Below are 13701 nucleotides of genomic sequence, written 5' to 3'. Positions count from 1 at the left end.
TCTTATCGGGCCAAGATGACAACACGCCTCTATACCCTTCTTTTGACAGGCTTTCTGCTTCTGGCCGCAGGGGCGGTGCAGGCGCGCGATGTGGTGATCTTTGCCGCGGCAAGCCTGAAGAACGCGCTGGACCAGGCCGTCGGGGTTTTCGAGGCCACTACGGGCCAGTCCGTGGCCGTCTCATACGCGGGCAGTTCGGCCTTGGCCCGACAGATCCAGCAGGGGGCGCCTGCGGATCTGTTCATCTCGGCCAATCTGATGTGGATGGATGTGCTGCAGGATCAGGGGCTGGTCCGGGCCAACAGCCGTCGGGTGCTTGCCGGCAATCGCCTTGTGGTTATCGGCAGGCAGGCGCAGCCGCTCGATCTGACGGCGCAGGCGTTCCGGGCCGCGCTTGGCCCCGATGGCAGGCTGGCCATGGCGCTGGTGGATGCGGTGCCTGCCGGGATCTATGGCAAGGCAGCGCTGCAAAACCTTGGTCTTTGGGACGCGCTTGCGCCTTCGGTTGCGCAAACCGACAACGTGCGCGCCGCGTTGCGGCTTGTCGCACTGGGCGAGGCCCCGCTTGGCATTGTCTATGCCACCGATGCCGCGCAGGAAACCGACGTGCAGATTGTGGCCCGTTTTGACCCGGAAACGCATCCGCCGATCCTTTATCCCTTGGCACTGGTCAGCGACAGCACGCACGCAAAGGCGCCCGACCTGCTGGCCTTCCTGACCTCCCCGGCGGCACAAGACATTCTTACCGCTCACGGCTTCCTGCAGGGGCCTGCACAATGACCAACTGGCTGGGCGCCGAAGAATGGCAGGCCGTGGTCCTGTCGCTGCAAGTGTCCTTCTGGGCCACGCTTCTCAGCCTGCCCTTTGGCGTTTTCGTGGCCTATGCGCTTGCCCGGTGGGAATTTCGCGGCAAACAGCTGCTGAACATGGCCGTTCATCTGCCGCTGATCCTGCCCCCGGTGGTCACCGGCTATCTGTTGCTTCTGATCTTCGGACGGCGCGGCGCGGTCGGGGCGTTCCTGGAACAGACTTTCGGCATTGTGCTGGCCTTTCGCTGGACCGGCGCGGCACTGGCGGCCGCCATCATGGCCTTCCCGCTGATGGTGCGCGCCATTCGGCTGGCCATCGAAGCGGTCGATCCAAAGCTGGAAGAAGCCGCCGCCACCCTTGGCGCGTCGCGCCTGCAGGTCTTTTCCACGGTTACCCTGCCGCTGATCACCCCCGGCCTGATTGCGGGCGCTGTTCTGGCATTCGCCAAGGCCATCGGGGAATTCGGCGCCACCATCACCTTCGTGTCGAACATCCCCGGTCAGACCCAGACGGTCCCTTCGGCAATCTATGCCTTTTTGCAGGTACCGGGCGGCGAAAGCGGCGCGTTGCGGCTGGTGGCAATCTCCATCGTCATCGCGATGGCGGCCCTTCTGGCCTCCGAACTGCTGGCCCGCCGCGCCCAGCGCCGCGCAACAGGTCGGGAGGGATCGCCATGACGCTCTCCGTCTCGCTGTCACACCGCTTCCCCGACTTCGCGCTGGATTTGTCTTTCGACGCCCCCGAGGGGATCACGGTGCTTTTCGGCCGCTCCGGCTCGGGCAAGACCACGGCGATCAACTCGGTCGCGGGCCTGCTGAAACCCCAGCGCGCGCGGATCGTGATGGGAGATGAGACGCTCAACGACACCGACAGCCAGATCTTCGTTCCGGTGCACAAACGGCGCATGGGATATGTTTTCCAGGAAGCGCGGCTTTTCCCGCATCTCTCTGTCCGGCAGAACCTGGAATACGGCCAGCGCTTTGCGCCTTCTGGTGCCAAGGGCCCCTCCACCGCCGAAGTGGCAGCGCTTCTGGGCATCGCGCCGCTTCTTGACCGCGTGCCTTCGGGTCTGTCCGGGGGCGAACGTCAGCGCGTGGCGATCGGGCGCGCTCTTCTGTCGCGTCCGCGTCTGTTGCTGATGGACGAACCGCTGGCCGCGCTGGATGGCGCGCGAAAGGCGGAAATCCTACCCTATCTGGAACGGCTGCGCGATCAGGTGGCGCTTCCGATCCTCTATGTCAGCCACTCCGTCGCCGAAGTCGCGCGCCTTGCGACCACGATGGTCGTTCTGGAAGAGGGCCGCGTCGCCCGCGCAGGCCCGGCCGAGGCGATCCTGTCGGATCCCGACATGGTGCGCCAGATCGGCGTGCGGGAGGCAGGCGCCGTCCTGCCCGCCCGCGTCAAACGCCACCATCCCGACGGGCTCACCGAACTTGAGGCCTCGGGCGGCCGGCTGTTTCTGCCCCGGATGGAAACGGAAGAAGGCACCGCCACGCGGGTGCGCATTCTGGCGCAGGACGTGATCCTGTCGAACACCGCGCCGGAAGGGTTGTCGGCACTGAATATCCTGAAAGCGACGGTGATTTCTCTGCGGGAAGGCACAGGGCCGGGTGTCGTCGTGCAGCTGAGCGCGGGCGAGGACAAGCTGCTCGCCCGTATCACCCGCAGGTCGGCCGAGGCGCTGGCGATCACCCCCGGCGACACGGTCTATGCCGTGGTCAAATCCGTCTCCATCGCGCGGGTCGATATCGGGACGGCTTAGGGCTCAGCGGCGCGCAAACTGGCGCACATCGCGTTCTGTCACGATCATGTCCAGCGGCTGATCGGTCGGTTCCAGCGGCAGCGCCTCGGCCTCTTGAGCGGCAAAGGCAAAGCCAATCGCCAGCGTGGCGCGCCTTGCGCGCAGCAGCTCAAGCGTGCGGTCATAAAACCCGCCGCCATAGCCCAGCCTGCCGCCCTGCCCGTCGAACGCCACCAGCGGGACAATCACGATTTCAGGTTCGAAAAAATCATCCCGCGCCGGGATCAGCGCGCCAAAGGGGCCTTCTTTCATGGGTGCATCCGGCTCCCATCGCGAAAACAGCAGGGGCTGCCCCGCACCTTGGATGACTGGCACGCCCACCGGGCCATGGGCCGCCGCCTCGGCCATGGCGGGAAGCGGGTCAATCTCGGTCCGGATGGGCATATATCCCGACAAAGGCATCCCGCGATAGCCCGCCAGCACTTCGGACAATAGCGCCGAAGCCCCCGGCCCCGCCGCGGCATGGGCCGTCTTGCGGCGCGCAAAGGCCGCCTTGCGCGCGTCGGCCTTCACCTGGGCCAGATCGCTCACAGCAGGACCACAACCGCCAGACCCAGGAAGGCGAAAAAGCCCACCACATCGGTCACCGTGGTCACAAACGCGCCCGAGGCCAAAGCCGGGTCGACCCCGAAACGCTCCAAAATCACCGGGATCACCGTGCCCGCGAAGCCCGCGACCACCAGGTTGATGACCATGGCCGCCGCGATCACATAGCCCAGCGCGGGCGAGCCGAACCAGATCAGCCCCACAATCCCCATCACAACGGCGAAGATCAGCCCGTTGATCAGGCCCACCAGAACTTCCCGCCGGATCACGCGCCAGACGTTCGACCCGGTCAGGTCGCGCGTGGCAATCGCCCGCACCGCCACCGTCAGCGATTGCGTCCCCGCATTCCCGCCCATGGAGGCGACAATCGGCATCAGCACCGCAAGCGCCACGATCTGGGCAATCGCCGCCTCGAACTGAGCAATGACCATTGACGCGACAATCGCCGTGATCAGGTTGACGAAGAGCCACGGAAAGCGCCGCTTTGTGGTGTCGATCACGCGGTCGGAGAGCGAACTTTCCTCCCCCACACCGGCAAGGCGCAGGATGTCCTCCTCGTGCTCTTCATCCAGCACGATCATGGCATCGTCGATGGTGATCACGCCAACCAACCGCCCTTCGGCGTCGACCACGGGGGCCGAAATCAGGTGATACTGGTTGAACGCATAGGCCACATCGCCCTCGTCCTGGGTGACGGGGATAATCTGGAACACCGGTTCGGTCAGATCCGCCAGCGGCACGTCCCGGCGCGAGCGCATCAGCTTGCCCAGCGTGACATTGCCCACCGGGTGAAACCGCGGATCGACCAGAACGATGTGATAGAACTGCTCGGGCAGGCTGTCCGAGCTGCGCAGATGGTCGATCGCCTGCCCCACCGTCCAGTGTTCGGGTGCGATCACCACCTCGCGCTGCATCAGACGGCCCGCGGAATACTCCGGATAAGACAGCGCCTGCTCGACCGCGACGCGGTCGGCATCCTCAAGCGCATCAAGGATCGCTTCCTGTTGCGGTTCATCCAGGTCTTCGACCAGATCGACCACATCGTCGCTTTCCAGCTCCCGCACAGCTTCGGCAAGAACTTCGGGCGTGAGGATCGAAATGACCTCTTCCCGGATGCTTTCATCCAGTTCCGACAGGATTTCCCCGTCAAACTCGCGGTCATAAAGCCGGATCAGCCGCGCACGATCATAGCTGGTGATCTGCTCCAGCATGTCCGCGATATCGGCGGCATGAAGCGGTTCCATCAGCTCGGTCAGGGTGACCTGATCGCCCTCTTCCACCGCGTTGAGGATTGCACTGATCGCCTTGCGGTCCAGCGCATAGGCATCCTCGTCCCGCGCCGCTTCGGGTTCTGTCACGATGTCATCTGCGCTCATGCCTGCCCCCTTCTGCGTACGGCCCTCCCTGCCCAAGCTAGAAGAAAGAGCTGCTTGAAAACAATGATAATGCCCCGATTTACCGGACCGTGCCGCCGGGCTAATCTGTTGCGCGCCTTGACGCAAGCGAAGGCGCTGAAAAAACAGGATCGCAAGGGACGCGCATGGCAACGATTATCACCGGGCAGGTTCTGTCCTTTGTTCGATCCCCCATTGATGCAACGCCGGAAGACGCCACAAAGATCCATGAGGCGCTTCTGATCGAAGACGGCATCATCGCCGCGATCGGCCCGCTGGCCGACCTGCGCGCCCAGGCCCCCGATGCGCAGATCGCCGATCATTCCGGTCAGCTGATCCTCGCGGGATTTGTCGATGCCCATGTGCATTATCCCCAGACCGCGATCATCGCCAGCTGGGGCAAACGGCTGATCGACTGGCTGAACACCTATACCTTCCCCGAAGAGATGCGCTTTGCCGATCCGGCCTATGCCGCGCAGATCGCCGCGCGATATCTGGACCTGACCACACAGGCCGGCACCACCACCGTCTGTTCCTATTGCACGATCCACCCCGAAAGCGTGGACGCGTTCTTTGCCGAGGCGCAGACCAGGGGCCAGCGCGTGATTGCCGGCAAAACCTGCATGGACCGCAACGCGCCCGAAGGGCTGCGCGACACCGCGCAGACCGCCCATGATCAAAGCGCCGCCCTGATTGCCCGCTGGCAGGGCGTGGATCGGCTGGGCTATGCCATCACGCCACGGTTTTCGCCCACATCGACGCCCGAACAACTTGAGGCGCTGGGCGCGCTCTGGTCGGAGCATCCCGATTGCCTGATGCAGACCCATCTAAGCGAACAGACCGACGAAATCGCCTGGGTGAAAGAGCTTTATCCCGATGCCCGCGATTACCTGGATACCTATGAGGCCCATGGCCTTCTGGGCGAAAACGGTCTTTTCGGTCACGCCATCCATCTTGAGCCCCGCGAAATCGACCGCCTGCACGAAACCGGCGCGGCGGTGGTGCATTGCCCGACCTCGAACACCTTCATCGGATCGGGGTTGTTCGATATGGGCGGGCTGGTGGCAAAAGGTATCCGCGTTGGGCTTGCCACGGATACCGGCGGCGGGTCGTCCTTTTCGATGCTGCGCACGATGGCTTCAGCCTATGAGGTGGGCCAGTTGAATGGCACGGTACTGCATCCCTCGCAGCTGTTGTGGCTGGCCACCGCAGGGTCCGCACAAGCGCTGAAGCTGGGCGGCCGGATCGGCAATCTTGCTCCGGGGATGGAGGCAGATGTGATCGCGATCGACCTCGCCTCAACTCCTGCCATCGCGCAACGCAGCGCGCGCGCCGATGATCTGTGGGAGGCTGTCTTTCCCACGATCATGATGGGCGATGACCGCGCCATCGCGCAGGTCTGGATCGCGGGCCAGCCGGTTTTTGACGCAAAAACCGGCTGAGAAACCGACGCGGTTTCTCATGCACCCCTGGTTTCCGCGTCGGAAACCGGCCGGAAACTGTGTCAGTTTCCGAGCCGCCGCGCCAATACGTTCTGCCGTTCGATCACGCGCGGCAGATCCAGCGTCGTGATCTGGCCGTCCCGCACGATCTGCCGCCCTTCGACAAAAAGATGGCGCACCCGGGTGGGCCCAGCCAGCAACAGCGCAGCAGGATCCCAACTGCCCGCCCTTTCCAAACCGCGCACATCCCAAAGCGCCAGATCCGCCCGCTTGCCCGGCGCGATCTGTCCGCAATCCGGCCGACCCAGTACCTCGGCCCCGCCGCGCGTGGCGATCTCCAGCGCCTCGCGCGCGCTCATCGCGTCCGCCCCGCGTGCCACACGCTGCAACAGCATGGCCTGCCGCGCCTCGGCCACCAGATTACCGGCATCATTGCTGGCCGATCCGTCCACCCCCAGCCCAACCGGCACGCCCGCATCCCGCATCGCCCGCAAAGGCGCAATGCCACTGCCCAGCCGGCAGTTCGAACAGGGGCAATGCGCCACGCCCGTACCGCTTTTGGCAAAGAGGTCAATCTCGCGCCCATCCAGCTTGACGCAATGGGCATGCCACACATCCGGCCCGGTCCATCCCAGGTCATCGGCATACTGCCCCGGACGGCAGCCGAACTGCGCCAGAGAATAGGCGATATCCTCGTCATTCTCGGCCAGATGGGTGTGCATCATCACCCCTTTGTCGCGCGCCAGAAGGGCCGCATCGCGCATCAGCTCCCGACTGACCGAAAAGGGCGAACAGGGCGCCACGCCCACGCGGACCATTGCGCCCTCTTTCGGGTCGTGAAAGGCGTCAATCACCCGGATCATGTCGTCCAGAATGGTGTCTTCCCGCTCCACCAGCGCATTGGGCGGCAGGCCACCGTCGCTTTCGCCAATGCTCATCGCCCCGCGCGTGGGGTGAAAGCGCAGGCCAACCTCCTGCGCGGCAGCAATCGTGTCGTCCAGCCGCGCGCCATTGGGGTAAAGATACAGGTGATCCGAGCTCATCGTGCAGCCCGACAGCGCCAGCTCTGCCAGACCAATCTGGGCTGAGGTGAACATCTCTTCGGGACCAAACCGCGCCCAGATCGGATACAGCGTCTGCAGCCAGCCGAAGAGCAGCGCATCCTGCCCGCCGGGAACCGCCCGCGTCAGTGTCTGGTAAAGATGGTGATGCGTGTTCACGAGCCCCGGTGTGACAACGATCCCGGCTCCGGCGACAACCTCGGCACCATTCACCTCAAGCCCATGGCCGATTTCGGCAATCACCCCGTCGCGCATGCGGATATCGGCATCCGACAGCTCGTCGCGCGCGTCGTTCATGGTCAGAATCACCTGCGCGTTTTGGATCAGAACATGCGCCATGGTGCCCCCGTCAGACTGTTTGCCGCGCAACACATCGCGACGCGAGGTTCATGCCGAAAAGGGGCGCAATAGCTTCAGCGCGGCCTCGTGCACGCTTTCATTGGCCGCAGCCAAAACCTGGCCGCCAAGATGCGCGGCCCCGCCCTGCCAGTCTGTGACAATCCCGCCTGCGGCCTCGATCACGGCCATGGGCGCCTGGATGTCATAGGCGTTCAGACCCGCCTCGATCACCAGGTCAATCTGCCCCGCCGCCAGAAGCGCATAGGCATAACAATCCATACCATAGCGCACCAGCCTCACCTGCGCCGCCACTGCGTCGAATCCCTGCCTGTCACGCGCCTCGCCCACTTCCGGGAAGGTGGTGAACAAAACCGCCTCTCCCAGATTGCGGGCGGCACGGGTGCGAATGGGAGATGTTCCGCAAGGCCCGGCACAAAACGCGCCCTCTGCACTGCCCCAGAAGCGCTCTCCGATATAAGGCTGATCAACGACGCCCAGATGCGGTGCGCCCTCACCGTCGCTCAGCGCGATCAGCACCCCCCAGGTGGGCGTGCCGCTGATGAATCCGCGCGTTCCGTCGATCGGGTCCAGAACCCATGTCCGCGCGCTCGACCCGCTTTGCTGACCGAATTCCTCCCCCCAGATGCCATCCTGGGGCCGGTGCAGCGCCAGAATATCGCGCATGGCGGTTTCCGCCGCGCGATCGGCCTGAGTGACCGGATCGAACCCGGTCTCATCCTTGTTGTCCGAGATCAGGGAAGACGCGCGAAAAAACGGCAGGATTGCCGCGCGCGCAGCGTCCGCCATGGCGTGGGCAACATCAAGATCTGAAAGACGAGGGGCATTCATACATGCGGATGTGCCACCCTTCGCGGGATGACGCAAGCCACAGGGGTATTCTGCCCGATCAGAGACCGCCCTCTTCAGGCGACGTCGCTGAGCACACGGGCAAGTTCAAACAGGCGTTTGCGCTGGTTTTCGGGAATAGCGTAATACGACCGGACCAGATCAAGCGCTTCCTTGTCGCCCAACAGATCCGCGGGCACGCTTTTGTTTTCGGTGCTGCCTGAAGCATTTTCTCCCTCAAGCCCCTCGAAAAAGAAGCTGACCTGAACATCAAGCGCATCGGCAATATCCCAAAGGCGCGATGCACTGATCCGGTTGGCACCGGTCTCGTACTTCTGGATTTGCTGGAACTTGATCCCGACTTTTTCAGCCAGTTGTTGTTGTGTCATGCCAATTAACCAGCGCCTATGTCGCACACGCTTGCCCACGTGGACGTCAACAGGGTGAGCCATTCTTTACCTCCGTCACAAGCATGTCTTCGAAACCGATCCGCTGTGAGCTTCACTTAATGCAGATATGCGCTTCCATTCACACTCTTACACTGTGGCCACAGCACACTCTAACAAAAACGGCAATGACCTTGCAAAACAGTAGTCTTACTTTGCAGTTGAGCACAAGGATTATGATTCACCACTAGCGAGTGTTTCGTGCAACTGGTTAACAATGCGTTAACGCGCATGCCTAATTTTACCCCAAGTCATTTTGTAGCATTTTTTTCGAATCCGTGCGGAATTTTCGCCACGTCACCCCCGATTTCGCGGTTTGACTCCAGGGCGGCTTTACCCGCTAATTGCCCGTGAAACAGGGAAAATAACATGCTTGCTTATCATATCGCCACCGCCGGAGACGCGCCGGCCCTCACCGACATAGCCGTCCCCGAACCAGGTCAACATCAGGTCCGCATTTCGATCCGCGCCTGCGGTCTGAACTTTGCTGATCTTTTGATGCAATCGGGCACATATCAGGACACACCAGAGGCCCCGTTCACCCTCGGAATGGAAGTTTCAGGCGAAGTCAACGCGGTGGGAGAATCGGTTTCACACCTGAAAGTGGGTGACCGCGTAGCCGTTTTTGGCGGCGCGGGCGGTCTTGCAGAACAGGGCGTGTATGACGCGGCACGGGTGGTCAAACTGCCCGACGCGATGAGCTTCGAACACGCCGCCGCCTTCCAGATCGCCTATGGCACCAGCCACGTCGCGCTGGATTATCGCGCGCGCCTTCAGCCGGGCGAAACACTGCTGGTGCTGGGCGCTGCCGGCGGCGTCGGGCTGACGGCGGTGGAAATCGGCAAGCTGATGGGCGCCACCGTGATCGCCGTGGCCCGCGGTGCCGACAAGCTTGAGGTCGCGCGCAAGGCCGGGGCCGATCACGTGATCGACGCCGAAACCGACGATCTGCGCGGTGCGATCAAGGCGCTTGGCGGGGCGGATGTGGTCTATGACCCGGTAGGTGGTGACGCCTTCAAGGCCGCTTTCCGCGCCTGCAACCCTGAAGCGCGCCTTATCGTCATCGGCTTTGCCAGTGGCGATATCCCCACCATTCCCGCCAACCATCTTCTGGTGAAGAACCTGAGCATCGAAGGGTTCTACTGGGGCGGATACATGGCGTTCAAACCCAATGTGATCATCGACAGTCTGAAAACCCTCACCGGCTGGTATCTTGAAGGCAAACTGCATCCGCATATCAGCCACACCCTGCCGCTGAGCGAGGTGGAACAGGGTATGGAGCTTCTGCGCGCACGCAAATCCACAGGCAAGGTCATCATTACACCCTGACCCCTGCGGCGGCGGCCTGCCCGCCGCCGGGCCTCAGGCCGATAGCTGCGCGTGCTCCGGGGTCTTGGTCACATTGCGATAGGTGCTGCGCACCAGTCCGCACAGTGCGGTGATCACCGGGTTGTCGGCGCGGTCGCCATACATGATGATCCGCGTCTCGCCCGGATCAGGCAGCGTTCCGCCATGATCAACCATCCCGGTCTGACGCGGGAATGATCCCTTGATCACGGCTGTCACCGCCAGATCGGCGCTCACCACCGCCTCCACCGCATTGTCGATATCGGATTCCACAACCATCTCCCAGGGCATGTCCGCCCCGTCCAGCCGGCGCAGCACATCGGGCCGGAAGATACAATTCGAACAAAAGGCCACGGGCAGTGGATCGCGCTTCCACGCAGTGCCATCGGTTGCGCCGATCCAGACCAGCGGCAGACGCACCAGAACCTCCCCTCCGGGGCCGGCCTGATCCTCGGTCGTGATGATCACGTCGCATTGGCCACGCCCGAACATCTCGCGCAGGGCCCGCGTGGGGGACGAGATCAGCTTGACCTGCATACGCGGGAAATCCGTGGCAAAGCGGCGCAGCACCTGCGGAATGGCCGGGTAGATAATGTCATGGGGCACGCCCAGCGTGATCTCGCCTTCATATTCCTTGGCCGTCAACCGGCCCCAGGCCTCGTCATTCAGCTCCAGAATACGGCGCGCATAGCCCAGCAATTGCTCTCCCGCTGCGGTCAGGGTCACACCGCGCCCGCTGCGGTCCAGCAATTCAAGGTTCAGGCTTTCCTCCAACCGTTTCAGCTGCATCGACACGGCCGATTGCGTCAAATGCAGGAACCCCGCCGCGCGCGTGACACCGCCGCTATCGGCGACCGCCACGAAGGATCTGAGCGTGGTGATGTCGAGATTTCGCATATATCACAATCCTTGATCTATCGCCTCACAAACATTCGTTTTCAATATGACCACATCTTCCCATATACATCAAGGCAATTGATCAGACGCCGAAACGCCATCACGATTTGACGAAAGGACAAAGAAGATGACCTATATCAACACCCACACCGCCCGCTTCCACGCTCCTGCCCGGAAACGGATTGGCCTCGTGTCGCTCCTCGACCTGTGGCGGACCCGCCGCCAGCTGAAATCTCTCGACGACCGCGCGCTGGCCGATATCGGCCTGACCCGGCGCGAAGCGGACGCCGAAGCCGCACGCCCGGTCTGGGATGTGCCCGCCACCTGGCGCGACTGAAGCGCCCCCCAAAAGACCCCGCAGCGCCCGCTTTCCTGACCCTGGGACAGCGGGCGCAGCCAGTTTCCGCGGATTTTGCCGAAATTCCTGACGGAAATACTTGAAAAAGATGACTCCCTTTCCGATATTTGCACACGAGAGCTGCCGGTATCCTCCGGCAGCATGTCAAACGTCGTTTTATGGAGACCTAGATGGCTGAATTCGACACAATCCGGACAAGTGCTGGCGCACGCACTGCCCAGATTGATGAGGGGCTGCGTGCGCATATGAACAAGGTCTACGGCACAATGTCCGTAGGCATGCTTATGACCTTCGCCGTGGCCTGGGCCGTTGGCTCAAGCCCCGAGCTGCTGTCGATCTTCCGCGATCCGGTGACGCTGGCCCCGAATATCCTGGGCTGGATCGTCATGTTCGCGCCGCTGATCATGGTCTTTGCGTTCAGCGCTGCGATCAACCGTCTGTCGGCTGCCGGCGCACAAACCTTCTTCTATGTGTTCGCTGCCGTGATGGGCCTGTCGATCTCGTGGATCTTCCAAGCGTTCACCGGCATCTCCATCGCGCAGGTCTTTCTGATCACCGCGATCGCCTTCGCCGGCCTGTCGCTCTGGGGCTATACCACCAAGAAAGACATCTCCGGCTGGGGGTCGTTCCTGATCATGGGCGTGATCGGCCTGATCGCGGCCTCGATCATCAACCTGTTCATCATGTCTTCGGCCCTGATGTTTGCCGTGTCGGTTCTGGGCGTTCTGATCTTTGCCGGTCTGACTGCCTATGACACGCAGAACATCAAGAACACCTACATCGCCCATGCCGCGCATGGCGATCAGGAGTGGCTGGCCAAAGCGGGCATCATGGGCGCGCTGAGCCTGTATCTGAACTTCATCAACATGTTCATGATGCTGCTGTCGCTCTTCGGCAACCGCGAGTAACACTTCCGTTCTTTCGGACATTCAAGGGCCGGCTCTGATCAGAGCCGGCCTTTTTCATGCGCGCCTCACTCCAGCGCCTGCTGCATCCTTATGCAGGGAAAGCTGATGCCGGGTGCCAGCGGCACATCAATCGGACCCAACGCGCGAAACCCCATCGCCGTATAGAACGGCACGGCGGTGCGGGTCGACCAGCATTCCATCTGCATGATCCCGCGCCCGCGCGCCTCTGCCAGCACATGGGCCACGATGGCCCGCGCAATGCCCCGGCGCAGCTGCCGGTCGTCGCTCACCAGGTGGCGGATATGACCCAGGGCGCGTTTGGCTTTGTCAGGTGTCCAGCCGCCAGCCCCGATCACGCTGCCGTCGGCATCTTCGACCACGTAATAGGTACCGGAGCTCAAAAGAGCGGATTGCGCCCGGCTGATAAGCGGCAGTGCCGTCACCAGGACCGATGGCGGGTAATCCGCCTTCAGCAATTTCGGATAGCTGCGCGCCAAAAGCGCGTCCACCGCCGCCAGATCGGACGCCAGCGCGCGGCGCAAACGAAAACCGGCCTTTGTCGGATCAGATTCGGTCATGCGATCAGGGCCTTCCATAACCCGAAAAGAAAAAGGCCACGCAAATGCGTGGCCTTTCAATCTCTGCCGTCAGGACAGGCTTACTTGATTTTGCCTTCCTTATACTCGACATGCTTGCGGGCCACGGGATCATATTTGCGGACCGACATCTTTTCAGTCATGGTACGCGCGTTTTTCTTGGTCACATAGAAGTGGCCCGTGCCAGCGGTCGAGTTCAGACGGATCTTGATGGTCGTCGGCTTCGCCATGGTCTAGTCTCCTGCATCCAAAAGGCGCAGCCTTTCGGGGAATTCCTTATGAGCGCCCGCTTTTACCCGCCTTGCCTTCCGAGTCAACCCGCTTTCGCGGGCATCCCGCCGTTATTGCAAAATCAGCGCGCGAATGCCCATCCCGGCCCATCCCCCAGCGGTGACGTGGCGATGGTCAGCAGGCCCGAAAGATATGCGCGGAAGGCCTGTAAGCCGGATTCTGTCCCCGGCCCGAAGGCCGATGGATGACCATTCCTCTCAAGACCGGGTTGCCCCGGCCCCTCTAGCTGCCGACCCGACCCCTCTCGGCTGAAGCAGGCCTAGCGGCGGTATCCCCGAAGGGACCAGCCCGCGCGGGGGTCCTATTTGGCATTGCTCCCGGTGGGGCTTGCCGTGCCGCTCCTGTTGCCAGTCGCGCGGTGGGCTCTTACCCCACCGTTTCACCCTGACCCCGGCACGCCGGGGCGGTTTGTTTTCTGTGGCGCTTTCCGTCGGGTTGCCCCGCCCGGGTGTTACCCGGCACCGTTGCTTCAGGGAGTCCGGACTTTCCTCGGCGTGTTTTCCCCGGAATACACGCCAGGCCGCGACAGGGTATTTTCCAAAAGGAAAATGTCCCCAAAGCGGTACCCTTGGTATTCTGGGCACAACACGCCGCGGCCATCCAGCCTTCCGCGCAATAT

15 protein-coding genes and 1 other RNA gene are annotated in these 13701 nt (G+C 62.6%); 7 read left to right on the top strand and 9 right to left on the bottom strand.

All coding sequences use genetic code 11. The features are described from left to right. Positions 1–15 precede the first annotated feature (15 nt). From modA to modC, 3 genes are read left to right on the top strand one after another with little or no spacing between them, the layout of a single operon-like run. Positions 16–780 (top strand): molybdate ABC transporter substrate-binding protein, encoded by a 765-nt coding sequence (modA, locus tag TR61_RS00650; protein ID WP_050927673.1) that lies wholly within the window; start codon positions 16–18, stop codon positions 778–780. Beyond that, positions 777–1487 carry a molybdate ABC transporter permease subunit gene (gene modB, locus TR61_RS00645; RefSeq protein WP_050927604.1) on the top strand — a complete coding sequence of 237 codons (711 nt, stop codon included), beginning with the start codon at positions 777–779 and terminating at the stop codon, positions 1485–1487. Before modA ends, modB begins: the two co-directional genes overlap by 4 nt. Beyond that, a complete protein-coding gene (gene modC, locus TR61_RS00640; protein WP_050927603.1) occupies positions 1484–2572 on the top strand; it encodes a molybdenum ABC transporter ATP-binding protein in 1089 nt (362 codons plus the stop codon). Before modB ends, modC begins: the two co-directional genes overlap by 4 nt. 3 nt (positions 2573–2575) lie before the next feature. On the opposite strand, the gene TR61_RS00635 is transcribed toward modC, so the two are convergent. Continuing rightward, positions 2576–3142 (bottom strand): 5-formyltetrahydrofolate cyclo-ligase, encoded by a 567-nt coding sequence (locus TR61_RS00635; protein ID WP_050927602.1) that lies wholly within the window; start codon positions 3140–3142, stop codon positions 2576–2578. Next, the gene (gene mgtE, locus TR61_RS00630; RefSeq protein WP_050927601.1) at positions 3139–4533 is read right to left on the bottom strand and encodes a magnesium transporter; all 1395 of its coding nucleotides are present in this window, start codon (positions 4531–4533) and stop codon (positions 3139–3141) included. The genes TR61_RS00635 and mgtE overlap by 4 nt, the downstream gene beginning before the upstream one ends. A gap of 164 nt (positions 4534–4697) precedes the next feature. Between mgtE and guaD the strand changes: the two genes are divergently transcribed. Next, complete coding sequence (gene guaD, locus TR61_RS00625) at positions 4698–5993, top strand: guanine deaminase (RefSeq protein WP_050927600.1); 1296 nt, start codon at positions 4698–4700, stop codon at positions 5991–5993. A 62-nt stretch (positions 5994–6055) separates the two neighbouring features. Here guaD and TR61_RS00620 read toward each other — a convergent pair whose 3' ends face one another. The 3 genes from TR61_RS00620 to TR61_RS00610 all read right to left on the bottom strand — a co-directional run bounded on the left by TR61_RS00620 (position 6056) and on the right by TR61_RS00610 (position 8691). Continuing rightward, complete coding sequence (locus TR61_RS00620; RefSeq protein ID WP_050927599.1) at positions 6056–7393, bottom strand: 8-oxoguanine deaminase; 1338 nt, start codon at positions 7391–7393, stop codon at positions 6056–6058. A gap of 48 nt (positions 7394–7441) precedes the next feature. Then, positions 7442–8242: a histidinol-phosphatase gene (hisN, locus tag TR61_RS00615; RefSeq protein WP_082181769.1), complete on the bottom strand. Its 801-nt coding sequence runs from the start codon at positions 8240–8242 to the stop codon at positions 7442–7444. Between the two features lie 74 nt (positions 8243–8316). After that, a complete protein-coding gene (locus TR61_RS00610; protein WP_050927598.1) occupies positions 8317–8691 on the bottom strand; it encodes a helix-turn-helix domain-containing protein in 375 nt (124 codons plus the stop codon). A gap of 363 nt (positions 8692–9054) precedes the next feature. Here TR61_RS00610 and TR61_RS00605 point away from each other — a divergent pair, with 363 nt between their 5' ends. After that, positions 9055–10014 carry an NADPH:quinone oxidoreductase family protein gene (locus TR61_RS00605; RefSeq protein ID WP_050927597.1) on the top strand — a complete coding sequence of 320 codons (960 nt, stop codon included), beginning with the start codon at positions 9055–9057 and terminating at the stop codon, positions 10012–10014. A gap of 33 nt (positions 10015–10047) precedes the next feature. Here TR61_RS00605 and TR61_RS00600 read toward each other — a convergent pair whose 3' ends face one another. Next, a complete protein-coding gene (locus TR61_RS00600; RefSeq protein WP_050927596.1) occupies positions 10048–10929 on the bottom strand; it encodes a LysR family transcriptional regulator in 882 nt (293 codons plus the stop codon). 127 nt (positions 10930–11056) lie between these two features. On the opposite strand from TR61_RS00600, the gene TR61_RS00595 reads away from it, so the two are divergent. Next, positions 11057–11266 carry a DUF1127 domain-containing protein gene (locus tag TR61_RS00595; RefSeq protein ID WP_050927595.1) on the top strand — a complete coding sequence of 70 codons (210 nt, stop codon included), beginning with the start codon at positions 11057–11059 and terminating at the stop codon, positions 11264–11266. Positions 11267–11457: 191 nt separating this feature from the next. Continuing rightward, positions 11458–12195: a Bax inhibitor-1/YccA family protein gene (locus TR61_RS00590; RefSeq protein ID WP_050927594.1), complete on the top strand. Its 738-nt coding sequence runs from the start codon at positions 11458–11460 to the stop codon at positions 12193–12195. 65 nt (positions 12196–12260) lie between these two features. On the opposite strand, the gene TR61_RS00585 is transcribed toward TR61_RS00590, so the two are convergent. From TR61_RS00585 to rnpB, 3 genes are all read right to left on the bottom strand, one after another. After that, a complete protein-coding gene (locus tag TR61_RS00585) occupies positions 12261–12773 on the bottom strand; it encodes a GNAT family N-acetyltransferase (RefSeq protein ID WP_050927671.1) in 513 nt (170 codons plus the stop codon). An 80-nt stretch (positions 12774–12853) separates the two neighbouring features. Then, positions 12854–13021 carry a 50S ribosomal protein L33 gene (gene rpmG, locus TR61_RS00580; RefSeq protein ID WP_050927593.1) on the bottom strand — a complete coding sequence of 56 codons (168 nt, stop codon included), beginning with the start codon at positions 13019–13021 and terminating at the stop codon, positions 12854–12856. 193 nt (positions 13022–13214) lie between these two features. Then, an RNA gene (gene rnpB / locus TR61_RS00985) (RNase P RNA component class A) lies at positions 13215–13694 on the bottom strand. Positions 13695–13701 lie beyond the last annotated feature (7 nt).

Source organism: Aestuariivita boseongensis, assembly GCF_001262635.1.
GTDB classification, from domain to species: Bacteria; Pseudomonadota; Alphaproteobacteria; order Rhodobacterales; family Rhodobacteraceae; genus Aestuariivita; species Aestuariivita boseongensis.
Note: the sequence above shows the minus strand (reverse complement) of the source record. Positions and strands in the feature narration are given on the sequence as shown.

What these genes read in the sequence shown, in the direction of transcription:
- modA (WP_050927673.1), top strand. Translation starts at nt 16, where the DNA reads ATGACAACACGCCTCTATACCCTTCTTTTGACAGGCTTTCTGCTTCTG.
- modB (WP_050927604.1), top strand. Translation starts at nt 777, where the DNA reads ATGACCAACTGGCTGGGCGCCGAAGAATGGCAGGCCGTGGTCCTGTCG.
- modC (WP_050927603.1), top strand. Translation starts at nt 1,484, where the DNA reads ATGACGCTCTCCGTCTCGCTGTCACACCGCTTCCCCGACTTCGCGCTG.
- mgtE (WP_050927601.1), bottom strand. Translation starts at nt 4,533, where the DNA reads ATGAGCGCAGATGACATCGTGACAGAACCCGAAGCGGCGCGGGACGAG.
- guaD (WP_050927600.1), top strand. Translation starts at nt 4,698, where the DNA reads ATGGCAACGATTATCACCGGGCAGGTTCTGTCCTTTGTTCGATCCCCC.
- TR61_RS00620 (WP_050927599.1), bottom strand. Translation starts at nt 7,393, where the DNA reads ATGGCGCATGTTCTGATCCAAAACGCGCAGGTGATTCTGACCATGAAC.
- hisN (WP_082181769.1), bottom strand. Translation starts at nt 8,242, where the DNA reads ATGAATGCCCCTCGTCTTTCAGATCTTGATGTTGCCCACGCCATGGCG.
- TR61_RS00610 (WP_050927598.1), bottom strand. Translation starts at nt 8,691, where the DNA reads ATGGCTCACCCTGTTGACGTCCACGTGGGCAAGCGTGTGCGACATAGG.
- TR61_RS00605 (WP_050927597.1), top strand. Translation starts at nt 9,055, where the DNA reads ATGCTTGCTTATCATATCGCCACCGCCGGAGACGCGCCGGCCCTCACC.
- TR61_RS00600 (WP_050927596.1), bottom strand. Translation starts at nt 10,929, where the DNA reads ATGCGAAATCTCGACATCACCACGCTCAGATCCTTCGTGGCGGTCGCC.
- TR61_RS00595 (WP_050927595.1), top strand. Translation starts at nt 11,057, where the DNA reads ATGACCTATATCAACACCCACACCGCCCGCTTCCACGCTCCTGCCCGG.
- TR61_RS00590 (WP_050927594.1), top strand. Translation starts at nt 11,458, where the DNA reads ATGGCTGAATTCGACACAATCCGGACAAGTGCTGGCGCACGCACTGCC.
- TR61_RS00585 (WP_050927671.1), bottom strand. Translation starts at nt 12,773, where the DNA reads ATGACCGAATCTGATCCGACAAAGGCCGGTTTTCGTTTGCGCCGCGCG.
- rpmG (WP_050927593.1), bottom strand. Translation starts at nt 13,021, where the DNA reads ATGGCGAAGCCGACGACCATCAAGATCCGTCTGAACTCGACCGCTGGC.